This is a genomic window from Archangium lansingense, from assembly GCF_026626635.1.
Classification (GTDB): domain Bacteria; phylum Myxococcota; class Myxococcia; order Myxococcales; family Myxococcaceae; genus Archangium; species Archangium lansingense.
Map to the genome: position 1 here is coordinate 9,013,281 of NZ_JAPNKA010000001.1, position 13,531 is coordinate 9,026,811.

The window sequence follows — 13,531 nt, forward strand, 5'->3', positions numbered from 1 at the left end:
CTTGCATCTGCCTCCACAGCTGACCTGTCAGTGACCTGTCAGCACCGCAAGCTGACACACGAAGGGCTGCAACTTAGAGTGAATGCCCAACGATTCCTCAACCAGGTCGAGTTCTTCTGAGTGGAGTGAGAGATGAAGTCTCGTGAATTGGTTCGGCTGGTATTCGAGGGCGGATGGAATGCGGGGGACGAGGTCGATACCCCCATGCGTGGGTATCGCAGCCATGTCTGGGCTGAGCTTGCGGATGGAAGCCGCCACAGGATGACGTTTTATGACGTGACGAGGTTGGCCCAGACTCTCGAGGACGACTCCCAGGCGGGGAGACCATTCTTCGCGGAGCCGGGACTCGTCATCCTCACGGAGGTGACGTTGCCCAACATGGAGGCCGCGGCCAGAACCCTGGCTGCGGAAGGGTTCTTCGAAGAGCAACATTGAGCCGATGAAGCGGCGGCCTCCAGCCGTGCGCCCGGGAGTGGGGCAAGACTCCTACGTGCTGACGACCGTCAAGGTTCTCGGCTGGCGCTTGCCGTAGTGCGTCCCGCGACCAGAGTAACCTCCCAAGTAATGCCCGGGAGGTTACTTCGCCCGTTCAGTCCGTCGAGCCCCTTCGACCGGCTTTTTCAGCAACCTGCCAGGACGAATGGGAGGCCTGTAGGTCTGTCAGCTCATCCAACGTTCTGGAGCGGCGCCTGACCCATTGCCGGCGTGAGCAGCTTCGTCGCATCCACACTCCACGGCGCATCCCCCTGGGGCAGGACCGCGATGCTCGCGGCGTTCGGGTACGCCGGTGTGGTGGCGAAGTTCAGCGAGTTCAGATCGATCATCGTGAGGAGCCCGCTGAACGCAGACATGAAGTAGTACTTGCGATGGGTGTGATCGCGCACGCTCGTCCACATCGTGTAGTCGCCGTACGTGGTCGTGTACGAGGGCGGCGTCGTGGCTGGGGTGCCCGTCGTGGACTGCGAGTTCACCTTCGTCTGCAGCAGCATCCCGTACGGCGTCCCCATGCAGATCTGCGTGAGTTGCAGCGCGACCATGACCGCGGTCTGCTCCGAACCGGCGAAGCCGGGCGGGTTCTTCGACGGCGGCGTCGTCGGGAAGACGCCTGGCGCCGGCAGCCAACCCGTACCATCCGCCGGGAGCTGGCTGATGCCCTGGGAGAGGATCGTTGCCCTGACGAATCGCGAGGCGGACAGCGAGTCCCCGGGCAGTCCGACCAGACCGCCTCCGACGGGATTGCCGGCACCCGAGGTGGAGGTGCCGTTGCCGACGAGCGTCAGATTGAAGTAGTTCTTGACGTTCGTCAGCTGCCAGTCATAGGTCGGCCAGTTGGTCAAAACGGCGTTGGTGCTCGGGTAGACGATGGTCTTGCCCTCGATGAACTCGATGACGGCGCTCTGACCGGTGCTGTCCGTCACGATGTAGTGCAGCGGGATATAGTACGGCTGTCCCGGCGCAGGCCCCACGACGGTGATCGTCTTCAGGGCTGCCGTGAAGTCATCGACCGACGCGAAGTTGCCGAGGATCCACGCAGGAAAATCCAGGAAAGACACCTGGGTCCCCTTCGTCCCACTCCCAAGGGCTGGGTACATGGTATCGGGGGCGAGCCACAGCCCTCCGACGGACAGCCCCTCGCTGTTGATGCCGTCGTTGAAGGTCGGCAGAGATGTCCAATTGCTCCCGGAGGGGGCGATTCCCACGAAGCCATAACGATTGGTCCACTGGAGCGTCGTCCACCCCTTGACTGCCGCGACGGGATTGACCGCTTGCAGCGGCCAGGACTGGTTGCTCGGCATGACGTAGACGCTCTGCTCGATTATTCCCGGCATCTCCAGCGCTCTCGCGCTCACGAACGTCTTCGTCAGATCCGGGGGGCTCTGATTGGGATTGGAGGGGACTCCGATCAGCAGGTTCGTGCACATTTTGGGGCCTCTTTGGATGATCGTTCGCCGCTATGCGCGACGCCCCATCGTATGTTGGAGCGGGCCGCCCTGCACGAGAATAGCCTCGGCTCCTTTCCGTTCCAGATTGATAAAACATTTTGATATAGGTATTCCCCGCATCCAGCCGGCCGCCGACGCCCAAGCCGGACTGTAACTCTTACATTTGAGACCAGGCGGAAGTTGAAACATAACGCGGACGATTCCACCCTCACTTGGAGACTCCCGATGAAGCTGCGTACTTCCCCCTGGCGTGCCACGGTCGCCGCGGTCCTCACCGCCGTGAGCGGCGCCGCGCTCGTGCCCACCACCGCCCAGGCCGCCGCGCCCCTGGTCAAGACCCAGGCGCCGGGCTACTACCGCATGATGCTGGGCGACTTCGAGGTCACCACCCTGTCCGATGGCACCCTCGAATTGCCTTTGGACAAGATGCTGACCAACATCAAGCCTGCCCAGGTGGAGAAGGCATTCGCGCGCGCGTTCCTCGAGACGCCCGTGGAGAGTTCGTTCAATGCCTTCCTCATCAACACCGGCTCCCAGCTCGTGCTGGTGGATACGGGCGCCGGCAACCTCTATGGCCCGACACTCGGCAAGTTGCTGACGAACCTGAAGGCAGCCGGCTATCAGCCGGAGCAGATCGATGCCGTGCTCATCACCCACCTGCATCCGGATCACATGGGCGGGCTGATGACTGGGGACAAGCGGACCTTCCGGCATCCGAGGGCAAGGGCTACGTCTTCGTCCCGGCCAACTACACCACGAAGCAATAACTCCGCGGCTCACCGCGGAGTGAAGAGGGAGCCTCCGGTGAGGCCCCCTTTTCACCACCAGGAGGTCGCCCGGAAGAAGCGCTGAAGCTGCTGGAGTCGGTCGAGATCTACCGAGCGCGGGCCCGGGAGCGGAATAGCTGAGGTGTCCATCAACGAGCGTGCGCGGGAACAGCTACGGCACGATGGTGGTGCACTGGAAGTTGCGCTGAGCCGACGCCGTGGCGCCCAGGGAATCCGTGACGGTCAGTTGCACCTGGTTCGGCTTGCCGATGGTGCTGATCGTGCAGGTCCCCTCGATTCGGGTGTTCGGGGAAGTGCCGGACACGTAGGCGATGGTGACGTAGCTGTTGGACGTCCAGGTGAACGTATAGGGAGGCGTTCCACCGTTGGCTCCCCCGTAGCACCCGAAGTAGCCGTTCCCCATATTGGTGCAGAGCGCGATGCCTGCGGTCAGCGTCGTCAGAGCCTGCCCCCCCTCCTGGAGGGCCTGCGTTTCAGCCATACCCGGGGTCTCCTCCATGGGACCGCCACAGGCTACCGAAATCACAGACGCCGCGAACATTGCCGGAAGGTGGACGCGCTGGAGCCTCTTCATGGACTACCCCCTGTGAAATAGCTGGAGGCGGGATGATAGGGCGCGGGCGCATTCGACTCAACCTGGGAGCCGCGACAGTCGACGAATGACGGCACCGTCTGGGCCACCAGATGCGAGGGGCTCACCTCATCCAGCGGGATGGGGGGAACAAGATCACCTCGCTCTCGTCTTCCCGTTTCCGCAGGTGCTGGGTCGAGTCGTGCGCCTTGTGCTCGACGTACATGCGGATGAAGCGCCGCACGGGGGCCGCGACCGCCAGTACAGGTCCCAACGGTGACGCGGGGTGGCCGAGCGCCTGCAGGAAGTGTCTCTTCAGGGCCGCCGCCACCGCGCGGACGCTCGGAGCCGGCCGGGACAGAGCGGCGAAGAGGTCGTCCTTCTGCTGCTGGGTGAGCGGCGGCATTTCCGCCAGCCCCAGCGCCGCTTCGGCGAGCTTGAGCGGGCTGACGACGACAAGCTCGTCGCTGTGCGCGATGCGCCTCAGCTTGGTCCCGTGGAGCTCTTCATCCGTGATGAGCGTGACCTGGACACGCGCTCCCCGCTTTCGCTTGAGCGTGGGGTAGCGCACCCGCAGGTCGGTCTTCTCGAAGAGGTCCTCGAGCAGCGACGCCCGCCGTGCCACATGCTGCTCCTCATTCAAGAGGTCCAGGATGAGCTGCTCGAACCACGGTCCCACGGTCTCCGACTCTCCCAGCATCTTGTCCAGCCGGAAGCTCGCGGGAAGCCGGTTCATCGCGCGGAGGTTCGTCTCGAACATCGAGATGACATGCCGTGCCCATGACGCTTCCAGCCGCGCCTGCGACTCCGGGGTGTCCAGCACATACCAGACGCCCCAGTGCCGGGCGGCGAACGCCTGGCTCGGGCGGAACTGCGGGACTCCCGGGCTCTCGATGAAGAGTCCGGCGCGCGATGGGACCTGGGCACCGGGCTCGGCTGAAGGTGGGGCCTGATGAATCACCTCGCGTGCCCGGAAGACCTGCTGCGGAGGCCGCACGTCATGGGCGAGTTGCTTGAGCAGTTTCGTCACCAATACGCGCCGGAACGGAGGAGGTGCACCCCTGTGGATGCGCTCCCAGTAGCTATCGAGGGTGTTCGGCGCCAACAGGCTGGAGCACTCCTCGAGCGCGGGCTCGGGTGCGCCGCGCTCCCACGACGATTCCAGCTCGAGCAGCAGGGGCTCGGCCCGGCTCAGGTACACCCCGGGCTCTACCAGGGGCGGTGCCGGAGCCGGAGCCCGCGATGAGGGGCGTGGAGGCCTCTCGCGTCTCACCGGGACCCACCTCACGACAGGATGCGCGCCCGGCGAGGTCTTCAGCGGCACGTCCTCCGGGGCTCGCGGTGCCAGCAACCCCCCGATGAGCCAGTCCTCGATACGCGCGCGGTCCTCCGGCAGGAGTTCGAGCTGCGCGCGGCCGCAGAAGTGGATGACATTGCGCGCGAACGTCTGTGCCAGCTCGAGCACGCTCATGTTCTCCGGCCGTACGGGGATGGAGTCCGTTCTGTACATGATGCCCTTGAGAACCAGGCACACGCTTTCGCGCGAGATACGCTCGCCCCCGGCGACGAGCCGATCTCGAACCACCTTCGAGGTGGAGTTCAGGTGGAATGGATGTTCGCCCAGCGTCGCGGCGAGGATCTGGAAGAGCACTGCGAATTGCCGCTGGCTGAGCGGCGGCGTTCCCGTGACCTGCTGCACGCGATGCTCGATGCTCTCCGGACCGGGGCCCTCGCCGCGGCTCGTCATAGCCTCACACTCGACTGGTCGAGCTCGATATAGGCCAGCCCATGGTTGCCGGTGAGCGCGAGTCCCGAGCCATCCCTGCGCGGTTCCTCCTCTTTCTTCGGCTCGGGGCAGCCGAACAGGAGAACGAGTACGCCCAGCACGGCGATGCGGCCAACATGGATGGTCATCGGGGCCTCCAGGGGCAATGAAACGTATCCCAATTCCGGGTATGACGGGGCCTCTTCGGCGTATAAGACCCCGCGAGGGTGTCAAAGAATCAATGGAGCCACCTCCAACTCCACCGGCTCGGCCCACTCCTGCGCATAGCGACCCTGGTCTTTGACACCGATTCCGGAATTCTCCTCACCCAGCCGGCCGCCGACGCGTTGGACAGCGTCGACGGTTGCTGAGCTGGTGTCTGACGAATGCGAGAGCGTGGACTGCCTGAGCCCATCATCCAGCGCCACTACGGATTCTATTGCGACATTCGAGATGGGCAGCTCGGCGGGGTGACCACCGAATCACTTTTCAATGCACCGCATGCTCCAGCCGGCAGAAACGAGTCTGGCAGCGAGAGGGGGGAGGCGGGTTTCGGGCCGCACCGCCTGGAAACCCGGAGGCTACTGCACGACGAGGCGGAAGGGGACCACGAAGTTGATGGTGGGCTTGACGATGGGCGTCGCGGGCAGAGTGTCCGCCGGAGGCACGCCCTGGACCTCATTCGTGTAGTTGGTGCAAGCTCCCGTGCTGTCCCGGTAGGACTTGCTCTGGACCGTCGTGGCGGTGAACGTATCGGGCAGGGTCCGGAATGTATCGGGGGGATCGCCAGCTATCGAGAACACGAGCCGGGGCATGCGGCTTACGGAGAGATATGCAGTGCCCGTGCAACCGACGCCGTCGTAGTAGATGGAAACCGATTGCTTCAGGATATTCCCGGTCGACTCATCCAGGCGCCAGATGAAGCCCCTGGAATCGAAATAGGGCACCGCGTCTTTCACGCTCACTCCCGGGCCGATCAACGTGTTGTTCGCATCCCGCCACACGGCGACGGGGAGCGAAGTGCCGGCGGGACTCAGGGGGCCCGTGTCTCCCTTGGGCCCCTGGGGCCCCGTGTCTCCCTTGGGCCCCGTGTCTCCCTTGAGCCCCTGGGGGCCCGTGTCTCCCTTGGGCCCCTGGCTCTCGGTGCAGGCAACCAGCCCTCCCAACAGCATCGCTACGGCGAACATCCTGGATTGACGCATCATGCCTCCTCGGCATCGAAGACCGCACGGGCACTCTGCACGGCACATCCATGATGGCAAGGATTCTGCCCCCCCTACGCGGTTGCGTGAGAGAGGGATTGAGACTCGGAGGAGCGGACGATCGTCCGCCCCGGACGTCGTGGCGAGGGCGAGCACTCTGGCTCACCCGGGAGGCGCTGGCTACGGCGACGGTGCGCGCATGCAGCCAGTCCCCGCGCAGCTCCGTTGCCGCGATCCCCAACGGTTTGCGGCGCGCCTCATCGGCCTTGTTGCGCTCGTTCTCCCGCTCCTCAGAGCCTTGCGCCCACGAGAGGGGGCCTGCCTTGCGCCATGTCCAGGACATCACGGCCACGAGCGCCATCGTGGACGTCATCCTCAGGCCCTCGACACCCAGGGTCCAAGCTCGACCTCCAGGACTTCTCCGCGCATGCTCAACCCGCAGCAGGCAGAGCAGCTCGAGACGCGGTAGGAGCTGTCTCTTCTCTCTACGAGATAATGGAGGCGCGGGTGGCACGAGAGTGGGGGCAGTGGAGCAAGACGACGGTTTCGGGCAAGTATTGGCTCGATGTTTCAACAGCCCATCACTCGCCATGCGCGAGCGGCTCGCCACTGGAGCTGGAGCAGTGGTTGTCGTTGTCGGGATGGACAGACAGCGTGGGCTTTGTCAACCGCGAGTGGCTCTTGCCGCGTGAGGGCAGTTTCATTGATGGCCTCCTGGAGGAGATTGTCGCGAGCGACCTCAACCAGGTTTCATACAAAGAGGTGGCCTCCAGGCGGGGGGCTGAGTTGATCGGCCTCTTCGAAGATCTTCAGGCTCTGCTTGGACTGGACGAAGTGGAGCCTTGGCGCCGCTACGAATTCGCTCACTGGTTTCGGGCACATGGCCAGTCGCAAGGCAGGAGGTACGCACCCGAGACTGACGTGTTTTTCTCTCGCGATGCGTCGCTCTACCAGGGCGCCGTCTGGAAGCTCACGACGCTCATCAGTGGACACCTTGTCTGTCCTGACGTGGGTCTCCATTTCAGGAAAGGGTGGGGCTGGTAGCTGAAGCTACGTCGACTGCCCGGCGTGGCAGCGAGCAGCCGCCCTGCTTGCACACAGGGTCTTGCCCTGATGCCAGTCGATATGTACGTTCGTACACATGTTATGTACGCTCGTACACATCGAGACCTGCTTCACGCTCATGCCCCTCTCATGCCCGAGAACCAGGAGACGCGAGTGGTGACCCGCCGGCACGACCCCGATCGCCGCGATCGCATCATCGACGCGGCACTCGCTGTCATCGCCGAGGGCGGCGTCGCCGGCACCTCGCACCGCCGCGTCGCCGACCGCGCCGGGGTTCCGCTTGGCTCGATGACCTACCACTTCACGAGCATGGACGAGTTGCTGCGCGAGGCGTTCACCCGCTTCGCCACGCGCCTCAGCGAGCGCTTCACCGCGCGCCTCGAGGCGGCGGCGGACCTCGACGCGCTGGTCGAGGCGGTCGTCCACCTCGTGCACGCTGACCTCACGGCCGGCCCGGACGACCTCGTGCTCACCCTCGAGCTCTACACGCTCGCCGCACGCCAGCCCGCCTTCCGGCAGATCACCCATGACTGGATGCGCCGGAGCCGCCAGGCGCTCGAGCGACTCGTCGACGCCAGGACGGCGCACGAGCTCGACGCCCTGATCGAGGGGCTGTTCATCCACATCAGCCTCGACCCGGCCCCACGCAGCCGCGACGTCACGCGTGATGCCGTGCGCCGCATCCTCTCGCTCTGAACCTGGACCCTCATGACCACCCCCCATCCTCCGCGGGTGCTCCGCCAGCACCGGGCGGCCCGCGTCGCCGTCGCAGCGCTGTTCCTCACGAACGGTGCGATCTTCGCCAACCTGTTGCCGCGCTATCCGCAGCTCAAGGCCGACCTCGGGCTCAGCAACGCCGAGTACGGACTCGCCGTCGCGTCGTTCCCCTGCGGGGCCCTGATGGCCGGGCTCGCCGCCGGAGCACTCATCCGCCGCTTCCGGTCGTCGCGGGTCGCCGTGGCTGGCACGTTGCTCACGAGCGCGGGCGTGCTGCTCGCGGGGCTCGCTCCCTCATGGGGTGTGCTCGCCGGGGCGCTCTTCTTCGCTGGCTGCATGGACGCCATCACCGACGTGGCGCAGAACTCGCACGGCCTGCGCGTGCAGCGGCTCTACGGCCGGTCCATCCTCAACTCGTTCCATGCCATCTGGAGTGTTGGCGCGGTGAGCGGCGGCCTCATGGGCGGTCTCGCCGTGGGCCTCGACGTGCCGCGTGGCGTGCATCTGGGCCTGTCCGCCCTGCTCTTCGCCGTCGTCGCGCTGACGGCGCTGCGGTACACGCTCCCCGGCCCAGAGCCCATCGAGCCCGTCGAGCGCTCTGAAGGAGGCGCGCAGACAGACGGCCTCCCCGCGCGGCGCGAGTCGACGGGCCGCGGTCGCATCTGGCTCATGATCGCCGCGCTCGTCCTGATTGCCGTCGGCGGCACGCTCGTCGAAGACGCCGGCATGACCTGGGCGGCCGTCTACCTTTCCGGCACGCTCGGCGCCGGCGTCGCCGTCGCCTCGTTCGGCTTCATCGCGCTCGTGGGCTCGCAGTTTGTCGGGCGGCTGCTCGGCGATGGCCTCGTCGACAGGTTCGGCCAGCGCGCGATCGCCCGGACAGGAGGCGCGACCACGGTAGCGGGTATGAGCGCGGCGCTGCTGTTCCCCTCGGTGCCGGGCACCATCGCGGGCTTCGCACTCGCCGGCTTCGGCGTCGCGACGCTGGTGCCCGCCGCGATGCATGGCGCCGACGAGCTGCCCGGCCTGAGAGCCGGTACCGGCCTTACCATCGTCAGCTGGCTGATGCGCCTCGGGTTCCTCGTGTCGCCCCCGGTCGTCGGGCTCGTCGCCGACGCCGTGGGCTTGCGCATAGGACTGCTCGTGGTGCCGCTCGCGGGCACGCTCGTGCTGGTGCTGGCGGGTGTGTTGTCAGCCGCCCGCGTCACGCATAGGGCAAATGGGATGCCCATGGAGGGTGAGGGCTCGTGCGCAGCGGCCGCGGAGGGCCGCTGACGGGGGCTGGCCGAGTCGTGCGCCCGGTCGGCGCAGAGGCCGCGCAGCCCTCTTGGGGTACACGCCTGCCCAGGCCACCCTCCCAGCAGGGGCGCGGCGGGGCCCTGGACCTCTTGGCTGGCGACACACCGCTCAAGCACAGAAAGGATTAGCCCAACGACTTCCGGCCTGGGTGTTTTGCTTCACCGGACGGATGGCATCGTGGCGGGGAGCGGCCCCTCGGAGTGAAGCCGCTCCTCCGTTCCTTCGACACGCCAGAGCAGCTGCCAGTGGTCCCCGCGCCTGCGCACGATGAGCTCGCCGAGCGCGACACTCGCCAATGCATTCTCTTCCAGGACCGGCCTGAAGCATTCCTCCGCGCGTACGAGGCGCTCGCGCGTCTCGGGAGCCAGGACCGCTCCGTCGTCGAGCAGTCCCCGCTTCGAGCTCCATTCCCTGCCCTCGGGCAGCTCGAGGGCGAAGTCGGCGCAGGCCCGCCGAAACTCGAGCGATCGACGTCCGGCCTCGGCCCAGAGCGAAGCCGTCCTGCCGAGATGCATGAGCCGCACGATGACGACATAGAGGTAGGCGCCCGCCATCAACAGCCCCGCGCCCCACACGAGCGGCCGGTACGCGGGAGCCACGAAACGCCCCGTGAGCATCGCGGCAGCGCCAAGCAGGGCGAGGAGGAGGAGGCCGGCGATGAGCAACTCGACGAGTGCCACCCCACGCTGGGCACGCAAGCCACCCGGTACAGGACGACCCCTCATCTGCTCCCTCCTGCATCAACGCCCAGGCACGAACCTTCTCATGTGAAGGATCAAAATCCCGGAGCTGACTGGCCAGACAGGGCTCCCCCCTCCATGCCGTGCCTGACCAGCCAGCCCCTGGGCCCCCTCCCCGGGCTCCGGCACTGTCTGAACGGATTGAGCCAATGACGCGGAAAATGATGCACAAAACCTGCGGGCTGTCGGACCGAGCCAGCTTCGCTGTCTGCTCCAGGAACGGAAGCGCAGCGAAATCAGGCCCTTGCATACGGATGAGGCCCTGAGCGCGAACCGGCCTGTCGTCTTCGCTTCCATGCGGCCCCGAGCACGATGACGCGTGGAGTCATGATTTCGCGAAAGTGAACTCGGCTGTGCGTAATCTGTCCGAAACTCGACATTATTAGCTGGGTTTAACGAACTCCATAGGAATTCGAGCCTACCTGCCTAACATGGAGACTTCCTTCGGACAGTGGAGGATCTCTGGCTTCCGCACGAAGGGCTCGACTGGAGAGAAAAACCACATGCACAACAAAGCTGCTGGAGTGGCAGTTGGAATACTGGTCGCCACGCTCATGGCAGGCGACGCCTTCGCAGTCACGACCGGGGTCCAACCCTCGGGCTCGTCGGCCGTTTTCTATATCGGCACCACCTCGTGGGCGGACCTTCACTACAAGGTCAACAACGGGGGCCAGATCAACGTGCGGATGGCGGTCGTCAATGGCCGCAACGAGTACACGGTGACCAACCTGGCCGCAGGTAACGTCGTCGACTATTTCTTCACCTACTGGGACGTCGCCTGTAACTGCGCCTACGACACGGCCTGGACCCGGTACACGCACAGCACCACCGGCGGTGGCGGCACGGATGCAGGCACCGACGCCGGCACCGGCGGCGGTACGGATGCTGGCACCGGTGGTGGTACGGATGCTGGCACCGGCGGCGGCACTGGCAGCATCGTGCCCCTGTTCAACAGCAGCACGACGCTGGAGCCCGCCCTGGTGCAGGACACCGGCACGGCAATCGTCACCCGGGTTGGCGACCGCGTGCGTGATCGCCATGCGCGTGAGGATGAGTACCAGGCCTACGACCACTACCTGTCGCTCTACTTCGAGAAGCGCACGCACTACATCGAGATCGTGGACGAGGTGGCCAAGGGTGGCAGCCGGATCGTCGTCAACCTCCACACCGTCTACCCGTATGACAGCCCGGACTTCCGCGCGTTCTTCCGCGGCATCAACACCGTGGCCGAGTACTGGCACAACGCAGACTTCACCACGGTGAATGACTACCTCTACACCGCCAGCGTCAACTTCAACGCCAAGGAGGGCCGCGCCATCCGGGTGGGTGACAGGATGGAGCTCGAGGTCGGTGTCTTCCTCCGGGGTCCGGTGGATGGCCGGTTCAACTACTACTCCACCATCATGCTGTACATCGTCGGCAGCGGCGGCATCGTGCCGCTCGAGGTCTCCGGGGCCTATCAGGACTCGTACCCGATGCCGGACATCGGCCAGAGCGGCGGCCGCACCACGGGCAACCAGCATCTGTCGAACGAGGCAGACAACCACTTCCTGCAGATGGCGCTGAACATGGCCCCGGTGAACGCGCAGCCCTTCGTCGAGGGCCGGCGCATCCACCACACCGACTTCGGGGATGGCAGCCACTCCGAGCCGAACAACCCCGTCTTCACGGCCCAGGCGAACAAGCTCGGGCCCAACTACATCGCGCGCTCCTGCATCTCCTGCCACGTGCAGAACGGCCGCGGCCTGCCGCCCGCCGTCAACACCACGCTCACCAACTACACGGTCAAGGTGGGCCGGGTCAGCGGCACTACGGTCAGCGTGGATCCGTTCATCGGCTACCGGCTGCAGCCGCGCAGCACCAGCGGCACGCCCGAGGCCGACGTGCGCATCTCCGGTTGGACCACCACCAGCGGCACGTTCACCGACGGCACGGCCTACCAGCTGCGCAAGCCGACCTATAGCTTCCTGAACGTCACGCCCACCCACTACTCGGCGCGCATCACCCCGCAGCTCGTCGGCATGGGCCTGCTGGAGGCGGTGCCCGAGACCACCATCGCCGGCCTCGCCGATCCCAACGACAGCAACGGCGACGGCATCTCCGGGCGCATGCAGACGGTGGCGGATCCGGAGACGGGGGCCACGCGCCTGGGCCGCTTCGGCTGGAAGGCGGGCGCGGCGCGGGTGCGCCACCAGGTCGCCGAGGCGCTCCGCAATGACATCGGCGTCACCAGCCCCGTCTTCACGACGCTGGACTGTGGCACGTCACAGACCGGCTGCTCGGGCACCAGCACGGAGCTGAGCAACACGGACCTCGACAAGCTCACCCGCTACATCGCCCTGCTCGGCGTCCCGGCGCGCCGCGACTACCGCGACGCCCAGGCCCTCCAGGGAGAGACGCTGTTCCGGAACGCGGGCTGTGCGAAGTGCCACACGGAGACGCTGACCACGAGCCAGTACCACCCGAACGCGGAGCTGCGCAGCCAGACCATCCGCCCGTACACGGACCTGCTCCTGCACGACATGGGCACGGGCCTCGCGGACAACCTGCCGGAAGGCCAGGCCTCTGGGTCCGAGTGGCGCACGCCTCCGCTGTGGGGCATCGGTCTGACGGCCGGCGTCAGCGGCGGCGAGGCCTACCTGCACGACGGCCGCGCGCGCAACCTGACCGAGGCCATCCTCTGGCACGGCGGTGAGGCGCAGGCGGCGCAGCAGGCCTTCGTCCGGATGAGCAGCGCCGAGCGGAGCGCCCTCCTCCGCTTCCTGCAGTCGCTCTGATGCGTCACACGTAGAGTCGCTCGGGGACCGCCACCGTCACTGTGGCGGTCCCCTCTTCGGAGATGCATCCTGGCCGAATGAATCGACCGGAGGGTACATCCCCACCATCAACCTGGACGAGGCGAACTACGTCTACGCCGAGCACCCGTCCTGGATGGACGAGCCCTTCTTCCGGGCCGCGGTGGACCCGGCCCTGCAACGCCGCTTCGATGATCCCGAGTGGCGGCGCGAGACACTCGCCAGCCAGGGTGCGGCGAGCGCGCGGAAGGCCGTGGCGCTCAATCTGGAGAACCTGCGCATCCTGCACCAGGCGGGTGTGAAGATTGGCTTTGGGACAGACTCGGGCACGCTGCCTCAGCGCATTCCCGGCTTCGCCGAGCACCGCGAGCTGGAGCTGATGACCCAGGCTGGCCTGACACCGGCGCAGGCAATGCGTATCGCGACGCGCGACTCGGCCGAGCTGTTGGGCTTGAAGGATCGCGGAGCGATCGCGCCGGGCATGCTAGCCAACCTCGTGGTGCTGGACTCGGACCCGACTCAGGACATCCGCAACACCCGTGGCATCCATGCGGTCTGGCGGCGCGGCGTTCTCTCTCCTGCTCGTGAAGCCCACGATTGAAATTCTCCGCGGACACTCGCATTTGATTTCTCAAAAACCGAGGCA

At 66.0% G+C, this 13,531-nt stretch carries 13 protein-coding genes; 7 read left to right on the forward strand and 6 right to left on the reverse strand.

The genetic code is table 11. The features are described 5' to 3' along the window. Positions 1–132 precede the first annotated feature (132 nt). Positions 133–435, forward strand: coding sequence for a hypothetical protein (locus tag OV287_RS35685; RefSeq protein WP_267538505.1), 303 nt, complete (start codon positions 133–135; stop codon positions 433–435). Between the two features lie 230 nt (positions 436–665). Here OV287_RS35685 and OV287_RS35690 read toward each other — a convergent pair whose 3' ends face one another. Then, on the reverse strand, positions 666–1,922 hold the full coding sequence (locus tag OV287_RS35690; RefSeq protein ID WP_267538506.1) for a linear amide C-N hydrolase: 1,257 nt from the start codon (positions 1,920–1,922) through the stop codon (positions 666–668). Between the two features lie 246 nt (positions 1,923–2,168). On the opposite strand from OV287_RS35690, the gene OV287_RS35695 reads away from it, so the two are divergent. Next, positions 2,169–2,795, forward strand: a complete 627-nt coding sequence (locus OV287_RS35695) for an MBL fold metallo-hydrolase (protein ID WP_267538507.1) — start codon at positions 2,169–2,171, stop codon at positions 2,793–2,795. Positions 2,796–2,882: 87 nt separating this feature from the next. On the opposite strand, the gene OV287_RS35700 is transcribed toward OV287_RS35695, so the two are convergent. The 4 genes from OV287_RS35700 to OV287_RS35715 all read right to left on the reverse strand — a co-directional run bounded on the left by OV287_RS35700 (position 2,883) and on the right by OV287_RS35715 (position 6,272). Beyond that, the gene (locus tag OV287_RS35700; RefSeq protein WP_267538508.1) at positions 2,883–3,212 is read right to left on the reverse strand and encodes a hypothetical protein; all 330 of its coding nucleotides are present in this window, start codon (positions 3,210–3,212) and stop codon (positions 2,883–2,885) included. Between the two features lie 214 nt (positions 3,213–3,426). Further along, positions 3,427–5,049, reverse strand: coding sequence for a hypothetical protein (locus OV287_RS35705; protein ID WP_267538509.1), 1,623 nt, complete (start codon positions 5,047–5,049; stop codon positions 3,427–3,429). Then, positions 5,046–5,216: a hypothetical protein gene (locus tag OV287_RS35710; RefSeq protein ID WP_267538510.1), complete on the reverse strand. Its 171-nt coding sequence runs from the start codon at positions 5,214–5,216 to the stop codon at positions 5,046–5,048. Before OV287_RS35710 ends, OV287_RS35705 begins: the two co-directional genes overlap by 4 nt. A 432-nt stretch (positions 5,217–5,648) precedes the next feature. After that, on the reverse strand, positions 5,649–6,272 hold the full coding sequence (locus OV287_RS35715; RefSeq protein WP_267538511.1) for a hypothetical protein: 624 nt from the start codon (positions 6,270–6,272) through the stop codon (positions 5,649–5,651). Positions 6,273–6,776: 504 nt separating this feature from the next. On the opposite strand from OV287_RS35715, the gene OV287_RS35720 reads away from it, so the two are divergent. From OV287_RS35720 to OV287_RS35730, 3 genes are all read left to right on the forward strand, one after another. Continuing rightward, positions 6,777–7,313, forward strand: coding sequence for a hypothetical protein (locus OV287_RS35720; protein ID WP_267538512.1), 537 nt, complete (start codon positions 6,777–6,779; stop codon positions 7,311–7,313). A gap of 177 nt (positions 7,314–7,490) precedes the next feature. Beyond that, positions 7,491–8,030 carry a TetR/AcrR family transcriptional regulator gene (locus tag OV287_RS35725; RefSeq protein WP_267538513.1) on the forward strand — a complete coding sequence of 180 codons (540 nt, stop codon included), beginning with the start codon at positions 7,491–7,493 and terminating at the stop codon, positions 8,028–8,030. 12 nt (positions 8,031–8,042) lie between these two features. Further along, a complete protein-coding gene (locus OV287_RS35730) occupies positions 8,043–9,326 on the forward strand; it encodes an MFS transporter (RefSeq protein ID WP_267538514.1) in 1,284 nt (427 codons plus the stop codon). Between the two features lie 182 nt (positions 9,327–9,508). Here the strand turns inward: OV287_RS35730 and OV287_RS35735 are convergent, their stop codons facing one another. Continuing rightward, complete coding sequence (locus tag OV287_RS35735; protein WP_267538515.1) at positions 9,509–10,075, reverse strand: hypothetical protein; 567 nt, start codon at positions 10,073–10,075, stop codon at positions 9,509–9,511. Between the two features lie 518 nt (positions 10,076–10,593). Between OV287_RS35735 and OV287_RS35740 the strand changes: the two genes are divergently transcribed. Next, positions 10,594–12,867: a di-heme oxidoreductase family protein gene (locus OV287_RS35740; protein ID WP_267538516.1), complete on the forward strand. Its 2,274-nt coding sequence runs from the start codon at positions 10,594–10,596 to the stop codon at positions 12,865–12,867. Positions 12,868–13,021: 154 nt separating this feature from the next. After that, positions 13,022–13,486 carry an amidohydrolase family protein gene (locus OV287_RS35745; RefSeq protein WP_267538517.1) on the forward strand — a complete coding sequence of 155 codons (465 nt, stop codon included), beginning with the start codon at positions 13,022–13,024 and terminating at the stop codon, positions 13,484–13,486. Positions 13,487–13,531 lie beyond the last annotated feature (45 nt).